The sequence below is a fragment of the Natranaerobius thermophilus JW/NM-WN-LF genome, assembly GCF_000020005.1.
Lineage (GTDB): Bacteria > Bacillota > Natranaerobiia > Natranaerobiales > Natranaerobiaceae > Natranaerobius > Natranaerobius thermophilus.
Genome location: NC_010718.1, coordinates 1153727 through 1169676, shown reverse-complemented (window position 1 = coordinate 1169676; position 15950 = coordinate 1153727). Strand labels below are relative to the sequence as shown.

At 36.3% G+C, this 15950-nt stretch carries 15 protein-coding genes; 1 reads left to right on the top strand and 14 read right to left on the bottom strand.

Going from position 1 to position 15950, the window contains the following annotated elements; all coding sequences use genetic code 11:
- Window positions 1-38 precede the first annotated feature (38 nt).
- The 8 genes from yihA to NTHER_RS05570 form a co-directional block, all read right to left on the bottom strand.
- Entirely contained in the window at window positions 39-620 is a 582-nt protein-coding gene (gene yihA, locus NTHER_RS05600; RefSeq protein WP_012447563.1) for a ribosome biogenesis GTP-binding protein YihA/YsxC, read from the bottom strand.
- A gap of 174 nt (window positions 621-794) precedes the next feature.
- Window positions 795-2408, bottom strand: coding sequence for an ATP-dependent protease LonB (gene lonB / locus NTHER_RS05595; RefSeq protein ID WP_012447562.1), 1614 nt, complete (start codon window positions 2406-2408; stop codon window positions 795-797).
- Window positions 2409-2671: 263 nt separating this feature from the next.
- A complete protein-coding gene (gene clpX, locus NTHER_RS05590; protein ID WP_012447561.1) occupies window positions 2672-3934 on the bottom strand; it encodes an ATP-dependent Clp protease ATP-binding subunit ClpX in 1263 nt (420 codons plus the stop codon).
- 54 nt (window positions 3935-3988) lie between these two features.
- Window positions 3989-4582, bottom strand: a complete 594-nt coding sequence (clpP, locus tag NTHER_RS05585) for an ATP-dependent Clp endopeptidase proteolytic subunit ClpP (RefSeq protein ID WP_012447560.1) — start codon at window positions 4580-4582, stop codon at window positions 3989-3991.
- Between the two features lie 122 nt (window positions 4583-4704).
- The gene (gene tig, locus NTHER_RS05580; protein ID WP_012447559.1) at window positions 4705-6045 is read right to left on the bottom strand and encodes a trigger factor; all 1341 of its coding nucleotides are present in this window, start codon (window positions 6043-6045) and stop codon (window positions 4705-4707) included.
- Window positions 6046-6523: 478 nt separating this feature from the next.
- The gene (locus NTHER_RS15180) at window positions 6524-6835 is read right to left on the bottom strand and encodes a cation:proton antiporter regulatory subunit (RefSeq protein WP_052291953.1); all 312 of its coding nucleotides are present in this window, start codon (window positions 6833-6835) and stop codon (window positions 6524-6526) included.
- Entirely contained in the window at window positions 6805-7530 is a 726-nt protein-coding gene (locus NTHER_RS05575; protein WP_052291952.1) for a potassium channel family protein, read from the bottom strand. Before NTHER_RS05575 ends, NTHER_RS15180 begins: the two co-directional genes overlap by 31 nt.
- Before the next feature lie 39 nt (window positions 7531-7569).
- Window positions 7570-8829, bottom strand: coding sequence for an adenosylhomocysteinase (locus NTHER_RS05570; RefSeq protein ID WP_012447558.1), 1260 nt, complete (start codon window positions 8827-8829; stop codon window positions 7570-7572).
- Between the two features lie 247 nt (window positions 8830-9076).
- On the opposite strand from NTHER_RS05570, the gene NTHER_RS05565 reads away from it, so the two are divergent.
- The gene (locus NTHER_RS05565) at window positions 9077-10183 is read left to right on the top strand and encodes an AIR synthase-related protein (protein WP_012447557.1); all 1107 of its coding nucleotides are present in this window, start codon (window positions 9077-9079) and stop codon (window positions 10181-10183) included.
- A gap of 66 nt (window positions 10184-10249) precedes the next feature.
- On the opposite strand, the gene copZ is transcribed toward NTHER_RS05565, so the two are convergent.
- The 6 genes from copZ to NTHER_RS05535 all read right to left on the bottom strand — a co-directional run bounded on the left by copZ (window position 10250) and on the right by NTHER_RS05535 (window position 15943).
- Window positions 10250-10483 carry a copper chaperone CopZ gene (gene copZ / locus NTHER_RS05560; RefSeq protein WP_012447556.1) on the bottom strand — a complete coding sequence of 78 codons (234 nt, stop codon included), beginning with the start codon at window positions 10481-10483 and terminating at the stop codon, window positions 10250-10252.
- 181 nt (window positions 10484-10664) lie between these two features.
- Complete coding sequence (locus tag NTHER_RS05555) at window positions 10665-11957, bottom strand: YeiH family protein (protein ID WP_012447555.1); 1293 nt, start codon at window positions 11955-11957, stop codon at window positions 10665-10667.
- 57 nt (window positions 11958-12014) lie between these two features.
- Window positions 12015-12221, bottom strand: a complete 207-nt coding sequence (thiS, locus tag NTHER_RS05550) for a sulfur carrier protein ThiS (protein WP_012447554.1) — start codon at window positions 12219-12221, stop codon at window positions 12015-12017.
- A gap of 24 nt (window positions 12222-12245) precedes the next feature.
- Complete coding sequence (locus NTHER_RS05545; RefSeq protein WP_012447553.1) at window positions 12246-14636, bottom strand: sulfurtransferase TusA family protein; 2391 nt, start codon at window positions 14634-14636, stop codon at window positions 12246-12248.
- 2 nt (window positions 14637-14638) lie between these two features.
- Window positions 14639-15109, bottom strand: coding sequence for a M67 family metallopeptidase (locus NTHER_RS05540; protein WP_012447552.1), 471 nt, complete (start codon window positions 15107-15109; stop codon window positions 14639-14641).
- A gap of 15 nt (window positions 15110-15124) precedes the next feature.
- Window positions 15125-15943, bottom strand: coding sequence for a HesA/MoeB/ThiF family protein (locus tag NTHER_RS05535; RefSeq protein WP_041366934.1), 819 nt, complete (start codon window positions 15941-15943; stop codon window positions 15125-15127).
- Window positions 15944-15950: the final 7 nt, after the last annotated feature.

The following is a 15950-nucleotide window of genomic DNA, read 5'->3' as shown; positions in this document are numbered from 1 at the left end:
AAGATGTGAAATTACAATTAAGATAATTTCCTGTTAATCTATAGTAAATCTTCTATAATTTGCCATAATTCATTTTTTCCTTCCCCAGTTGCACTAGAAAAAGTTATCAGTTCATCATCTTGATCCAGTTCAAGAGCAGATCTCATCTCGGTTATTCTCTGTTTTCGTTTATTCGCTTTTACTTTGTCCATCTTAGTTGCAACCAACAATACAGGGCGCTCAAAATCTAACAGATAATCAAACATATCTATATCTGCATCTTTAGGACCGTGTCTACCATCAATAATTAGTATAGATAGTTTTAATGTATTTCTCTGGGATAAATAAGCATTGACTAGTTGCTCCCAATCTTTTTGCATAGTCTTAGAAACTTTAGCAAATCCGTAACCTGGCAAATCTACAAAATATAAACTCTTATTGATTAAGAAAAAATTTATTGTCCGAGTTTTACCCGGTTGTTTACTTGTATAAGCCAAATTTTTTCTATTAATCAAAGTATTGATTAAAGATGATTTCCCCACATTAGATCGACCTATAAAGGAAATTTCAGGATACATTTCACTAGGGAATTGCGAGGATAAATAAGCACTTGCCATGTATTCTGCATTAGTCACTTTCATTAACAGTCACCTCCACCTTCATTATAAAGTACCAAGATTAATTTTAACATAAAGCTATGTTAAAGTTGAATGTTGATAATATAAAATCTCAATTTCACTTAAAGATGTTTAGGTGCGCCTAACATAAAAAAACTTCGCCTGCCAAAAAAAATGGAGGCGAAGCAAAGCTTGAAACTACAAGGTGACTTCTCTTAGTACTTCTTTTAAGTCCTCAACTGGCGACACTGTTAGAGACTCTTCATCTTCAAAGGTTTTTTGATAGTTTTCTTTAGGAATTAAAACTTTACTGGCTTGAGCCTCTTTAGCTGCTTCTATTTTTGTGGAAACGCCTCCTACAGGTTTTATTTCTCCTCTAATTGAAACTTCTCCTGTCATGGCAACTTTATGGTCAATCGGCTTATTTGATAAAGATGAATATATTGCTGTGGCTATGGCTACTCCTGCAGAAGGACCATCTATTGGGATTGAACCTGGAAAATTTATATGGATGTCGTAATCCCTAGGATTAACGTCTAGATAATGCTTTAGTACTGTCAACACATTATCAACTGAACCTTTTGCCATACTTTTGCGCCGAACTACTCGGGAATGTCCCCCCATTTCCTCTTCTTCCACAAGTCCAGTTACGTTTATTTCACCTTCACCTTCTTTACAAGGGATTGAAGACACTTCGATTTCTAAGAGTGTTCCTCGGCTAGGTCCTAGCACTGCTAATGCATTGGCTAGCCCAACTTGAGATCTGGCGGGTATCAGTTTATCTGGTCTAGGTGAAATTTGGCTTGTGTTAATAACCCATTCCAGGTCTTTTTGGGTTAAATTGGAGCGTTTTTCTGTCTGGGCAAGACCTGCTGCTATTTGAATTAGGTTAACAGCTTCCCTACCATTTTCAGCATATTTTTTGATTATTTCAATGGCCCCTTGTTCTACCTCAAATCCCAGTCTTTTAACAGCATGTTTCGCTATTCCAACAAGTTCTTCAGGAGTTAGACCCTTAAAAAATACTTCAACACAACGACTTCGAATAGCTTCAGGAATACTTTCTGGTCCTTTAGTGGTGGCACCGATAAGTCGAAAATCTGCAGGTAAGCCTTTTTGGAAAATCTCGTGTATATACTGGGGACAGTTGGGGTCCTCCGAACTGTAATATGAACTTTCTAAAAAAACTTTTCTGTCTTCCAGGACCTTTAACAGTTTATTCATCTGTATATGATGAAGTTCTCCAATCTCATCAAGAAATAAGACTCCTCCGTGGGCTTTACTTACTGCTCCAGGTTTAGGCTGGGGGATACCATGTATTCCCATGGCTCCAGCACCTTGATATATAGGGTCATGAACAGTACCGATTAATGGATCAGCAATCCCTCTTTCATCAAACCTGGCAGTAGTGGAGTCAATTTCCACAAATTCAGAATGCTCACCAAAAGGGGAACGTGGATTGTTTTTAGCTTCCTCTAATACTACGCGAGCTGCTGCAGTTTTTCCTATACCGGGTGGACCATAAATTATCACATGTTGTGGATTAGGTCCACAAAGAGCTGCTCTCAGTGCTTTTAACCCTTCCTTTTGACCAACAATTTCTTGAAATTTTTGGGGGCGTGTTTTTTCTGCTAAAGGTTCTGCTAAGGATATTCTTCTCATTTTTCTGAGCTTTTCCATTTGTTTTTCCGATTCACGCTCAACAGTAGCTTTACTTGACTGCTGGCTTCTTAACTGATTCCAAAAATAAAGGCCGATAACTACTGCAAAGAAGAATTGTACCATTGCTAAGAGACCGGCTATTCCTTCCATGTAATCCCCCTCTCACTACAGAGTTCAACCTAACCTTATTATGCGGAAGCATCTTGCATTTTATTCCTGAACTGTTAGATTTAACAAAGGACCTGTTATATTTAGTTGTTGATACTGTGAAAACAATTGAACGGATCATGGATTTGATAGTATTAATGAGTGAAGAGGAGAATAGAGCTAAATAGCAACAAAAAACAGAAAAAATGCCCTGCCTTCACTTAAAAGCGAAGGCAGGGCATTATAGTTAATAATTTTTTATATTTCTATGCAGACTCATGCTTTTTCTCACCTTGATTATCCTTTACTAACATAGGTCTTTCATCTTTTTCAATCACTTCTTCTGTGATGATACATTTATTGACATCATCCATAGATGGTAGATCGTACATAATATCATTCAGATGTTCTTCAACTATAGCTCTTAAACCTCTGGCTCCTGTATTTCTCTCAATGGCCTCTCGAGCTATAGCTCTTAGTGCATCTTCTTGCATTTCCAGTTCTACACCATCTATCTCAAATAGCTTTTGATACTGCTTAACTAAAGCATTTTTGGGTTCAACTAGGATTCGTACTAAGGCATCTTCATCCAAGGCATCTAAAGACGAGATTACAGGAATTCTCCCTACAAACTCTGGAATCAACCCGAACTTCAGAAGGTCTTGAGGTAGAACTTTTGATAGGATTTCACCTATACCTTCATCCTTAGCACTTTGTACCTCGGCTCCAAAACCTAGACCTTTCTTTCCAATCCTGTTCTGAATAATCTTGTCAATACCATCAAAAGCTCCACCGCAAATGAACAAGATATTGGTGGTATCTATTTGGATAAATTCTTGATGTGGATGCTTTCTACCACCTTGAGGAGGTACACTTGCTTTTGTTCCTTCTAAAATCCTAAGCAGTGCCTGCTGTACCCCTTCTCCTGAAACATCTCGAGTAATAGATGGATTATCAGTCTTCCTTGCAACCTTATCAATTTCATCGATATAAACTATCCCTTTTTCAGCTTTTTCAACATCATAATCCGCTGATTGAATTAATTTTAGCAGGATATTTTCTACGTCTTCACCTACATAACCAGCTTCGGTTAATGAAGTAGCATCAGCCATGGCAAAGGGAACATTTAATATTTTTGCCAAGGTTTGAGCCAACAAAGTTTTACCTACACCAGTTGGACCAAGTAATAAGATATTACTTTTTTGAATCTCAACATCGTCTTTCTTTTTGGCTTCGTTATTTACACGTTTATAGTGGTTATAAACAGCAACTGATAGGGCTTTTTTAGCTTCTTCCTGCCCAATGATATAATCATTGAGAATTTCGTATATTTCTTGAGGTTTAGGAATTTCAGAAAAGCCCATATCGCTATCATCATTAAGTTCTTCTTCTATTATCTCATTGCATAGTTCGATACACTCGTCGCAAATATAAACACCTGGACCCGCTACAAGTTTTTTAACTTGTTCTTGGGTCTTACCGCAAAAGGAACACTTTAAGCGTCCCTTTTCATCGTTTAATTTAAACACTCACAATCACCTCTCTAGTAACCTCTTCTTTTTCTTTAAATACCACTTTAAAAATTAACTATTTTCAGGTGGCCTTTTTAAAACATCATCAATTACACCATATTTTTGAGCTTCTTCACTAGACATGAAAAAGTCTCTATCTGTATCTTTACTTATTTGCTCAACTGGCTGTCCTGTGTGGTGGGCTAAAATCTGATTCAAGCGCTCTTTTGTCTTCATTATTTCTCTAGCATGGATCTCAACGTCAGCTGCCTGCCCTTGAGCACCACCCATAGGTTGATGCAACATGATTCGAGAATTTGGCAAGCAGAATCTCTTACCTTCATTCCCAGCAGCTAATAGTACAGCACCCATGCTTGCAGCCATTCCAACGCAAATTGTTGAAACATCTGATCGAATATATTGCATAGTGTCATAAATTGCCAAACCTGCGTGCACATGACCGCCAGGACTATTAATATACAAATGAATATCCTTATCAGGATCCTCTGATTCTAAAAATAGCATTTGGGCTATTACTGAGTTTGCAATATCATCATTTATGCCTGTTCCAATGAATATTATCCGATCTTTTAACAGACGAGAATATATATCGTAGGATCTTTCACCTCTGTTGGTTTGTTCTATTACCATGGGTATTAAATTCATATTATAACCCCCTTTTGCTTTATAATAACATATTTCTGTCTTTAGGTCTCCCTTTTTAAACTAATAACTTTTATCAATTTGGCTGATAGTTGAAAACCTTATAGTTAAGATTTTTAGTTTTATTATTCTGTGTTCCCTTGAGTTTCTTCCTCAGAATCATTACTTTTCTCAACTACAGTGACCTTTGCTTCGTCTTTCAGCAAATCAACTGACTTTCTTATAGCTATTTCATTTTTCAATTGAGACATTCTACCTTGCATTTCTAGGAATTCCTTAATCTTATCAGCTTCTTGTTGTGCCTGTTCAGCTATTTTGTTGATTTCTTCATCTATTTCTTCTTCAGTGGCTGTAATTCCTTCCTCATCTTTGATGGCTTCTAAAACAAGATTTCTTTTTACTCGAGTTTCAGCTGACCCCTTAAATTGTTCCTTCATAGCATCTTCGTCTGTATTTGCCAATTTGTAATAAGTGTCTAAATTCAATCCCTGATATGATAAGTTTTGTTCAAACTCTTTAAGCATATTATCTACTTCTTGGTCAATCATAGGTTGTGGAATTTCTACTTCGGCATTTTCCAGGGCTTTAGTAACAACCTGTTCTTCAACTTGTTGTTCGGCAGCCCTTTCAGCTTCTTCTTCTAGCCTATTTCTTATATCATTTTTAAATTCTTCTAATGTATCAAAATCACTAACATCTTTTGCAAATTCGTCATCTATAGGTAATAGGTTTTTCTTTTTAATTTCTTTAACTTTTACATTAAAAGTAGCTTCTTTCCCTTTTAATTCTTCGTTTTGATAGTCTTCAGGAAATGTTACTTTTACTTCTTTCTCTTCTCCAGGTTTACTACCTACTAATTGTTCTTCAAATCCAGGAATAAACTGATTTGATCCTAGCTCTATATTATGATTTTCGGCCTGACCACCCTCAATGGGTTCTCCGTCCACATAGCCTTCAAAATCGATAACCAGTCTATCTCCATTTTCCGCTTCACCGTCTTCAACATCTTCATATTCAGCATGTTGTTCTTGCATTTGTTTCAATTCATTTTCCACATCTTCTTCAGTAACTTCGACTTTTTCCTTTTCTACTTCTAGTCCTTTATAAGTACCAAGTTCAACTTCTGGTTTTACTTCTACAGTGGCATTAAACTTCAAAGGTTGCCCCTTTTCCATTTGGTCTATATCAATTTCAGGTTGATCCACGGGCTCAATTTCATGTTCCTCTAACGCTTCCTGATAAGCTTCAGGAACAAGTATCTCTATAGCATCTTCGTATAGAACTTCTGGTCCAAACCTATTTTCTAAGATTTTTCTGGGCACTTTCCCCTTTCTGAACCCAGGGATTTCCACCTGTTTGACTACTTTTTTGTAAGCTTGCTCCAGGGCGTCTTCAACCCTATTTTCATCAACTTCAACAGACAGCTTGATTTTGTTCTTGTCTATCTTTTCCCAAGTACTGCTCATTTATACTTCCTCCTTCTTTAATTGTAATCATGTCCAATTAATACCTCCACATTATAACATAAATAATAGTGCCAGGTAAAAGGTGTCAGAATTTATAAATAAACAACCGCCTTGGCGGTTGCGATAAAGTTACTCAGAGATGTTTGCACCTGATTATATAATATCTTTCAAAACACGTCAAAATAATTGTATCACTCCAATTTATATTATTCATCATTAAAGCAAGTGTTTTACAAAAGTCTTTTTGAAATTATTCATTAAATGATTATTCACCAAATTTTCGTGGAATCCTGCCGGTGTTAATAAATTTTTATTAAAAAGTCGCTGTTATATTTAGTAGTTGATACTGTAAAACTTTCAATTGAGTGATTAGGCGGGTTTGACAGTAGATCTTAACAAGTGAACAGAAGAATCTTTAATACAGCCAAAAAATATTCCGGGTAAATCTAAATTACCCGGAATATTTAAGTTCTCAAAGCTATCTGACATCACAGGCCATCTGTCTTAACTGGTCAATTTGATGTACCTTCCCTAAAACCATCATAGTATCCCCTTCTTCCAGAACTTCCTCAGGCCCGGGATTAAAGACTAATTGATCTTCCCCTTGATTCCTTAATGCCAGAATTATCAAGCCGGTTTTTTCTGGTATTCTAGCTTCTTTAAGTGTAAGTCCTAATAATTCAGATTTTTTGCAAACAATTACATCTTCCAATTCTAATAATTCTTCGCCCACTTCTGTTATTACATCCAAAAATGAAACTACTGTAGGCCGTAACATAATAGATGCCATCTAGCTCCTCCTAATACGTTCGGAGAAATGGTGTTATCCGCTCCTGCCCTTTTCAATTTCATGCTAGCATTTTTCTCAATAGCCCGAGAAACTATGAATAGATCCTTGTTTAATTCCCGGGCAGTCAAGACCACTAGTACATTATCAGCATCGCTAGAAAGGGAGGTAACCAAGCCTCTAGCATGTTCAATCCGTGCTTTTTTGAGGGTTGATTCTAAGGTGGCATCGCCTTCAATGGCCATAATTCCTTGATCGAGTAATTTATTAACTTTATTTTCATCCTTTTCTATTACCACCAGTGGTAATTCACTTTTTTCAAATTGCTCTACAACACTAAATCCAGTTTCACCAGCACCGCAAAGTATATAATGACCTGAAACCTGGGAAATTTTATTATTCATTGCTCGCCTCCTAAAATAATCTCTAAATTCACCTTCAATAACAAAAGTAGTTATATTAGTAAAAGCGTAAAATACAATACTTAAACCGGCAAATATGATAATAATCGTAAATAATCTTCCGGTAGAACTTAGTTCTCCAATTTCTTTATATCCCACAGTAGAAATAGTGATCACTGTCATGTAAAGAGAATCAAATAAAGATAAATCTGTTAATAAATAATATCCAAAGGTTCCAAAAGCTATCAAGCCAAATACTGCAACAAAAATATAAAATATTTTATTCCATTCTTTCATGAAAAATCCACTCCCTACTCATCCGTAACAGCTAGCTTATTAAGTACCTATTTCCCAAGAGTTAAGATAATCAATTTGTTCATCAGTTAACTGTTCAAGCTCCATTCCCATTGACTTAAGTTTTAACTTAGCAATACTCTCATCTAAATGCCGTGGAACTGGATAAACATCTTTAGCTAATTGTTCATGTTCTTTGGCTAAATATTCTACAGATAAGGCTTGATTAGAAAAACTCATATCCATGACATCAGCCGGATGTCCTTCACCAGCAGTTAGATTTACCAATCTACCTTCCCCAATCAAATATACCTTTCGCCCATCTTTGAAGGAATACTCTTGCACATCAGGACGAACTTCTCGCTGTTCCTTAGTCATTTCCTCTAAGGCCTGCAAATTAATTTCTACATTAAAGTGACCGGCATTAGATAATATACAACCATCATTGATCTTGTCTAAATGTTTCTTATCAACCACATTTTTATTCCCCGTTGTTGTCACTATAAAATCTGCTTTTTCCGCAGCTTCATCCATACTAGAAACTTCGAAACCATCTAAAGCAGCTTCTAAAGCTCTGACTGAATCTACTTCCACCACTGTTACCCGAGCACCCATGCCGCTAGCATCTTTTGCAATACCTCGTCCGCACCAACCATAACCGACTACTACAAAATGAGCCCCTGCCAATAAATAATTCGTAGCTCTCATAATACCATCAATAGTTGACTGGCCTGTACCATAACGGTTGTCAAACATATGTTTAGTCATGGCATCATTAACAGCAATCACAGGATACTTTAAATAATTATCTTTGGCCATTGCTTTTAAACGTGTAACACCTGTAGTAGTCTCTTCGGTACCGCCCAGTACTGAATCCAGTAATTCTTTTCTCTGGCTATGTAATGTAGTGATTAAATCAGCACCATCATCTACTGTGATATGAGGTTGCAAGTCTAATACGGTTAAAATACGATTATAAAAGGAATCTTTGTCTTCTCCTCGTTTGGCATGAGTTGGGACATCATAAACTTCATTCAAAGCCGCTACCACGTCATCTTGTGTACTTAAGGGATTTGAGCCACAAAGGGCTACTTCAGCCCCACCATCCTTCAAAGTTATTAATAAATTCGCAGTTTTTGAGGTCACGTGTAAACACGCTGCTACCCTGATCCCGGCCAGGGGTTGTTCACGTTTCCAGCGCTCGGAAATATTTCTGATAACTGGCATTTTGTTTCTTGCCCACATTATTTTGTTTTTCCCCTGCTCCACTAACTCAGTGTTAATCTTTTCTGTCATATCCATCAAAACCTCCCTTTTTTATAAATATTCCATTACTTGACCAAATTCTCCTCTATAATAATAAATGACTCAACGATAAACTTTATTACATATTTTCCCCTTCAACCTACAAAAGATATTTATGATTCTATATAATATTTATGAACATTTTAAAAAAATTAAAGGATTTATTCGTTTTTTATCGTAATCTATTATATAAGAAATTATAGTAGGTTTCTTATTTTTCTTAAACCGAAAGGAGGAAACTTGATTGAACCAAGTTGAAAAAGCTCTAATGCACGGTCTTTTTATTCACTTACACCACAATATCGACAAAGCCATCGATTTTGGCCAGTTTAAGGAATTAAACCAAAAGGTAGATAACACATGGCCGAATTATTTGAAAGTCGGTCCTGATGCTAACGATGACGCAGCTGTTGTGCAGACCTCAGATGATGGTAATCTGATAGCTGCAAAAATGGAGAGTCACTGTTCTCCTTGTGTCCCCAGACCATATGATGGTTCAGCCACAGGGGCTGGAGGCGCCATGAGAGACGTAGTAGCCATGGGTGCTAGACCATTATTTATTATGGATTTTGTCGGAACCAGGCCCTTAGAAGAAGAAGTTATAGTAGGGCCATGCGGTTTCCAAGAAAAGTGTACTTGCGGTAACTGTGAAACGATGACTAGCCAGGAAAGGCTAAATATCATGTTAAAAGGTATAAAAGATATGTGTAGTACAATGGATGTTTTTGTAGCGGGTGGTGGATTTTCAACCTCATTTAGCGATATAGTCCCAGCCGTAGTCTTAACGGTCATCGGTCAACAAATCACAGAAGAACCCCTCACTAAACCTGCTAAAGAAGCAGGTGACAAAATTATCATTATTGGAGAAACAGGTGTAGATGGAAATGACACCTTGTATAGAGCCGGACTAGTTTCGGAACTCCTTCCTGCCCAGGCACTTTTTGAGGAGGAAAAAACCACTATGGAAGCTACTTTATCTGCTTTCAAAACTGGTAAAGTTAAAGCCTGTTCTGACTTAGGAGCAGCAGGGATAGGTGCTGCAGTATGCGAATCAGCTCGATTTGGCGGACTAGGTGCTGAAGTTGAGCTAGATAAAGCTCCTGTAAAAACAGAGAATATCAGCCCTGAAGAAAGATTAATTTGTGAAACTCAAGGTCGTATGCTCCTGCAAGTTGCTCCCGAAAATGTCGATGAAGTATTAGAAGCAATTTCAGCAAAAAATGGCCAAGGTGCCGTAATTGGTGAAATAACCGCTGAAAACCAGTCTATATTCAAATATCAAGGGGAACGAATAGCCACAATTCCCAATCAACCCAGTGATGAAATTTTAAATGCTTTACAATCCGAGTGATTCTTAAATTCAAAAAACCCTTCTATTCTATTCATACAATGTTCAATAGAATAGAAGGGTTTTTATTTATCTAACTTGATATCCAGCCTCGGTAATTGCATTAACCAAGTCCTCTTTTGTCACTCTATCTGGATTGAAAGACACATCAACCTGTCCTTTAGAAAGCTCAACTTCTGCTTTATCCACGCCATCTAAATTATTAAGTTCTTTTTCTATTGCCTTTTTACAGTGTTCACATGCCATTCCTTCTACTTTTAGGGTAATATTTTCTAGATTATTACCGCCACAACAATTCGCCATTTTTCCCACCTCCAATAAGAATTTTACAATAATTTCTGATGCGTATTTAAACGAGTATTTAAACACGCATGACTGTGATCATAAATAAATATTTGACATTATAGGGATATGTTCCTGCTATGAGTAGTTAGTATTTATTATTTATCAATGAATGAGTTAATATTATGTCATTGTGGACTAACTAAAATGGTTGGGGAAATATTACCCCACTAAATAAGATCCAAGCCATTACAAAAGTAGCAATAATATTCAAGGTTTGTCCAACAAGATATAGTTTTAAAGGGTTCCCCTTCTCAAACAAATATTTCATTCGAGATAACCGGGCATTTAATCCAATACTCACAAAAGCCAGTACAAAAAACCAGCCTCGAAGCCCACTAGTTAAGTCTAATGTGCTATCAACCCAAGAACTCCCTAAATAAGGAGTGAAAACAAAAGAAAATAACAAAGAAGCTATAACAAATCCTATTATAAATTTAGGAAATCTTGTCCATACCTTTGTCCAAGAAACAGACTTTTCCCCTTCTTGTTGTAAATTTTCAATTCCTTCTGAGTTTTTCACCCAGATAAAAGCAATTATAAAACCGATAACACCTATTAAAACATTTTGGATCATCTTAATGGTAGCAGCGATTTCTACTGCCTCTTGACCTAATACTGAAGCAGCCACAACAACGGCACCTGTGGCATCAATGGTACCACCGACCCACGCACCACCAACCAATGGATCTATTCCAAGAAAAGTAATCAATAGCGGCATGAAAATTATCATCAATACCGTCATAACTGAAGTTATTGTAACAGCTAAAGACATTTGTTCTTCAGTAGCCTTGGAAGCTTCTCCTGTTACAATTGCAGCACTAACTCCACATACAGAAGTGGCAGCACTAATTGTAACGACTAATGATTTATTATTAATTCCTAAAAGCCGAGTTCCGATAAAATACATAGACACTAGAACAATTGGTGTGACAATCCAAGCAACACCTATTCCATAAATACCCAAAACCAACAAGCGGTCAAACAAAATTTCAGCACCTAAAAGTACAAGTCCAGTTTTTATAAATAATTCACTCTTAATGGCAGGTTTTATAAATTCTGGAACTCCTATAACATTGCTTATAAATAGACCCAAAGCTAATGCCCAAACTACATACCCCAGGCCATAATGTGAAGCAAGAGATTGTTCTGATAACACATAGGAAATTACTGCAATCATAAATACCCAAGGAAAAGCTTTTAGATAATTATTGGCAAATGACTTTCCTTGTATATAATAAACTGCAATCCCTGTTAACAATGCCAGGCCCGTTCCTAAAACCGTCAGTTCTAAAACTGTACTTAACGATAAGCTGTTTAGAGGATTGTGGGTCCACTCCTCTAGTCCAGGGATTTCAGTTAATAATCCCAGACCTGTAATAAGTATTAAAAATAGACCTAACCAAACGGCCCACCAATCATCCTTTCTCAACACTTGTATTCCCCCTTTACATAGAAACTTTTATTTATCAGGAAGGGAGAAGAGCCATTGTTAATGGCCCCCTCCCATATAAGTTATAATTTCAACTTCGTCTCCTTCGTTGATAAAAGTGTCATCGAAGTGAGCTCTATCTAACATTGCACCGTTCAGTTGAACATGAACAATTTTAGGATTTATGTCTAATTCTTTGACTAAATCCGTTACTGACAATCTCGTTTGTTCAAATCGTCTTTTTTTCCCATTCAAATTGATATCCATTTGAATCCCTCCATAAAAATTGGTCTAATCAGACTTTTTAATTAATATTTTGCTATAGTCACTATACTTAACTATATCCTTTATGAAATGTCCTTCATCCCTAACACTTTGAGGTACATTATCCATGGGTTCACCATTGTCAAGATAAAAAGCTTGTATTTCGCCATTTTGAAGAGATGACAGAGCCATTTTCACCTTTACAAAATTCATAGGGCATTTAACACCTCTTAAATCCACCACATCACTTTCTTCGCCTTGTGATTCTTCACCACTATTTGTACTCTTCTGAGTCTGTTGCTCTGATTCATTTGCTACTTTAGCTGCGGTAATTTCTAACCTAGAGTTAAGAGATTGAAAAATCTCTTTAACTCTTTGAACAAGATAAATTACTTCATCATAATAAGAACTCAAGTCTGACAAGTCTCCCATTTTAAAATCCATTAAATTATTTACTAAATCTATTACACTATCTCGAACATAGCCCGTATCTACAAAGTGTTTAATAAATTCATTAAAAATTTCTCTATCTTTATTGGTATCGATACCTTTTAAAACCAATAAAGCCCTAGCTCCCGATAAAGCTGCCTGGTACAATAACCGGGTATCAACTAGGTTTTGATAGTCTTGTAACCTGCTTTCGGCGTTGTTGATATCTATTTTGATTATGTCTAGCACTCCAGCACCGCATTCACCAGGACCCCTACCTTCAAGGGAAAATTGTTTGTTAGACCCGAAATCAAAATATAAACCGGGATTTTCTTGATAACTTTCTAAAGTTGAAAAAACTGTAATAAGTTGGGTAATTTTTTTATTTGAATTATAAACAAATTCTTCAAAATCTTTATATCCATTTTGAGCTTTTAATTTAGCCAGTTCTTTTAAAAATACAGGAACCTTTTGAGCTGGTATTTCACCAAATTCCGTAGCCAATCGTCCTTTGTTTGCCTCGGTTTTACCTCCCATATACACTGTATAAGCAGGTACAAGTCCGTCCTCTGTCCTACTAGCTTTTCCGGATAAACCTAGTAGGCCAATTTGATGCTGGCCACATGAATTAGGACAACCAGAAATGTATAGCCGAGGAAGTTCTTTAAGTGCTTCAGTATCACTTTGCTTTAATTCATCTAGAGTTTGAATTAACATTTTTTGAGATAAACAAAGACCTAGTTTACAGGTAGCAGCTCCTGGACACGAAACTGAGCACTCTACCTGGTATTCCGGAATAAGATAATCAAGTTTATTAATGAGTAATTCACCTTCTGAAAAGGACAAATTACATAGATAAAAACCCTGGGTATTAGAAATTCGAAACGATATATTATCATTCATTTGTTCTATGGTTGTTATTAATAATTGTAAATCCCTAGTGTTTAAGTCGCCTTTTTCGGGATGAAAATAGACCGAATAGGCTCCGGCCTGTTTTTGTTCTATTGATAACCGCTGTATCTTCCTTTGATTGGAAATTTCGGAATACCTGTTTTCTCGGTACGCTTGTCCTTGACTGTCTATTTGAAAATTATCAAAACTATCTTTATTCTCATCATTTATATCTAGATGATTTGAAATTTTATCCCATAAAGACAACTCCGGATGATCAGCCTTGATTTGTTTTAATAATTTATAATATAGCTCTTTAAATTGATCTTGTCCAAGCCTAGACATTATATGTCTGATTCGTGCTTTGTTTTTGTTAAGTCTATCTCCCTTCTGCTGAAATAACTCTTTCATAGTTTCTACATGAAATAAGATTTGATCCTCGGTTATAAAATTAAATAACTTAATCGCTTTAGAAGGTTCATTTCCCAAACCACCAGCTCCATATACTTCAAAACCTTTTTGGCCATCTTTGATTTTAGCTATAAAACCCAAATCAGAAATGGTAGCGTTAGCAGTATCAGCCAGAGAATTAGAAAAAGCAATTTTAAATTTTCTTGGTAAATTGAAAGCACTTTCATCTTGTAACAAATAATCCGTTGTATATTTGACAAAAGGTCTAATATCAAATACTTCATCCTTAGATACTCCAGACAAAGGCGAACCCACCACATTTCTTGGTGTGTTTCCCCCGGAACCCTTAGTCAAGATACCCCATTGTAATAGTTCCTCTATAATTTTAGGTGAATCAGAAAGCTCCACATTGTGAAACTGGATATCCTGTCTGGTTGTTAAATGTATTAAATTTTCTGCGTATGCTTCAGCCAATTTCTTGATAACTTTTAGTTGTTCTAAAGTTAGTTCTCCCCCGGGCAATCTAGTTCTAATCATATATTTACCATTTCTCTGTTCGTAAACTCCCCTCCCAACCCGGTACGGTTTAAACCTGAACTCATCCAAGTCACCTTTCTGAAAATCCATAACTTTATCCTGATAACTTTTTAAATCTCGAATAATTTCTTCCGGTACATTGAGTTGCAACTTTACAACCCTCCTTCATCTGTTGTATTTGAATTGATAACTTGATCTTTACTTACAAGTAATTGAACATTTAGTTCTTGGCTTGCATTTTTTAAATTCTCTTTTATTAAAAAAAATTTTAATACTGGTAACTCACCTTTCAAGGAAATTATTGCATAAACCAAGTCGTTATCGTATGCTAATCTAAAATCTTCATCTGAGAGGCGACAACCCGTAAAGGGATGAGAATGATAATTCCCTACTAATTCTAATCCATGATTTCTAATATCTTTGATAACGGAAAATTGCTCTTGAGGATCTAGAGAGTATTTGGTACTGCTTTGTTCCATATTAGTCATTTCATAAATATTTGTAATCACATAGCCCTTTGGTTTTTTAAAACCTGCCATGAGGCCACAACATTCAAGGGGAAACTCTTTTTTAGCATGTTCTAACATTTTCTGATATTCTGTCTGTAAAATCCATATTTTCATATAAACACCCTTTAATCACTTTGTTTGTAGGTTACATTTAGGACCCGTGTAGTCAACCAAGTCTTTGATTTCTGGGTTAGTTCCGCAAATTTTACAATCCCTGTCTGAATGTAATTCAATTTTTCTAAAATCCATTTTTAAAGCATCATAAACTAATAATTCACCTGTCAAATTGTCTCCTATTCCTAATAAGTATTTAACCGCTTCTGTAGCTTGTAAGCCACCAATCACTCCCCCTAGAAGTCCAAGGACACCAGCTTCCTGGCAAGAAGGAACCACCCCGTCAGGCGGGGGCTCATTAAAAACACATCTATAACAAGGAGTAACCCCATTACCATTTGGAACATAAGTCATCACTTGACCCTGGAATCGAATTATACCCGCATGACAAAAAGGTTTTTCCGACATTACACATGCATCGTTAATTAAAAATTTGGCTGCAAAATTGTCTGTGCCATCAATAACGAAATCATAGTCTTCAATTATATCCTGGATATTTTGTGAATTAATCCAGGTATTATGCGGAATAACTTCTACATCTGGATTCATGTGTAGTATTGTTTCCTTTCCTGATTCCGCTTTAAGTTTACCTATATCTTTAGTTTGATGAATAATTTGACGTTGTAAATTTGAAAGTTCGACTTTATCACCATCTACCAAACCAATTGTACCAATTCCCAGAGCAGCTAAATACATGGCTGCAGGCGCCCCAAGGCCTCCAGTGCCAATGATTAACACTTTTGAGTCTAGCAATTTCTGCTGTCCCTCGACACCCACCTCGGATAAAATGATTTGTCTGGAATAACGTTCTAGTTGTGCTTCATTAAAGTTCATCAGTTCA

What these genes read in the sequence shown, in the direction of transcription:
- yihA (WP_012447563.1), bottom strand. Translation starts at nt 620, where the DNA reads ATGAAAGTGACTAATGCAGAATACATGGCAAGTGCTTATTTATCCTCG.
- lonB (WP_012447562.1), bottom strand. Translation starts at nt 2,408, where the DNA reads ATGGAAGGAATAGCCGGTCTCTTAGCAATGGTACAATTCTTCTTTGCA.
- clpP (WP_012447560.1), bottom strand. Translation starts at nt 4,582, where the DNA reads ATGAATTTAATACCCATGGTAATAGAACAAACCAACAGAGGTGAAAGA.
- tig (WP_012447559.1), bottom strand. Translation starts at nt 6,045, where the DNA reads ATGAGCAGTACTTGGGAAAAGATAGACAAGAACAAAATCAAGCTGTCT.
- NTHER_RS15180 (WP_052291953.1), bottom strand. Translation starts at nt 6,835, where the DNA reads ATGGCATCTATTATGTTACGGCCTACAGTAGTTTCATTTTTGGATGTA.
- NTHER_RS05575 (WP_052291952.1), bottom strand. Translation starts at nt 7,530, where the DNA reads ATGAAAGAATGGAATAAAATATTTTATATTTTTGTTGCAGTATTTGGC.
- NTHER_RS05570 (WP_012447558.1), bottom strand. Translation starts at nt 8,829, where the DNA reads ATGGATATGACAGAAAAGATTAACACTGAGTTAGTGGAGCAGGGGAAA.
- copZ (WP_012447556.1), bottom strand. Translation starts at nt 10,483, where the DNA reads ATGGCGAATTGTTGTGGCGGTAATAATCTAGAAAATATTACCCTAAAA.
- thiS (WP_012447554.1), bottom strand. Translation starts at nt 12,221, where the DNA reads ATGGATATCAATTTGAATGGGAAAAAAAGACGATTTGAACAAACGAGA.
- NTHER_RS05540 (WP_012447552.1), bottom strand. Translation starts at nt 15,109, where the DNA reads ATGAAAATATGGATTTTACAGACAGAATATCAGAAAATGTTAGAACAT.
- NTHER_RS05535 (WP_041366934.1), bottom strand. Translation starts at nt 15,943, where the DNA reads ATGAACTTTAATGAAGCACAACTAGAACGTTATTCCAGACAAATCATT.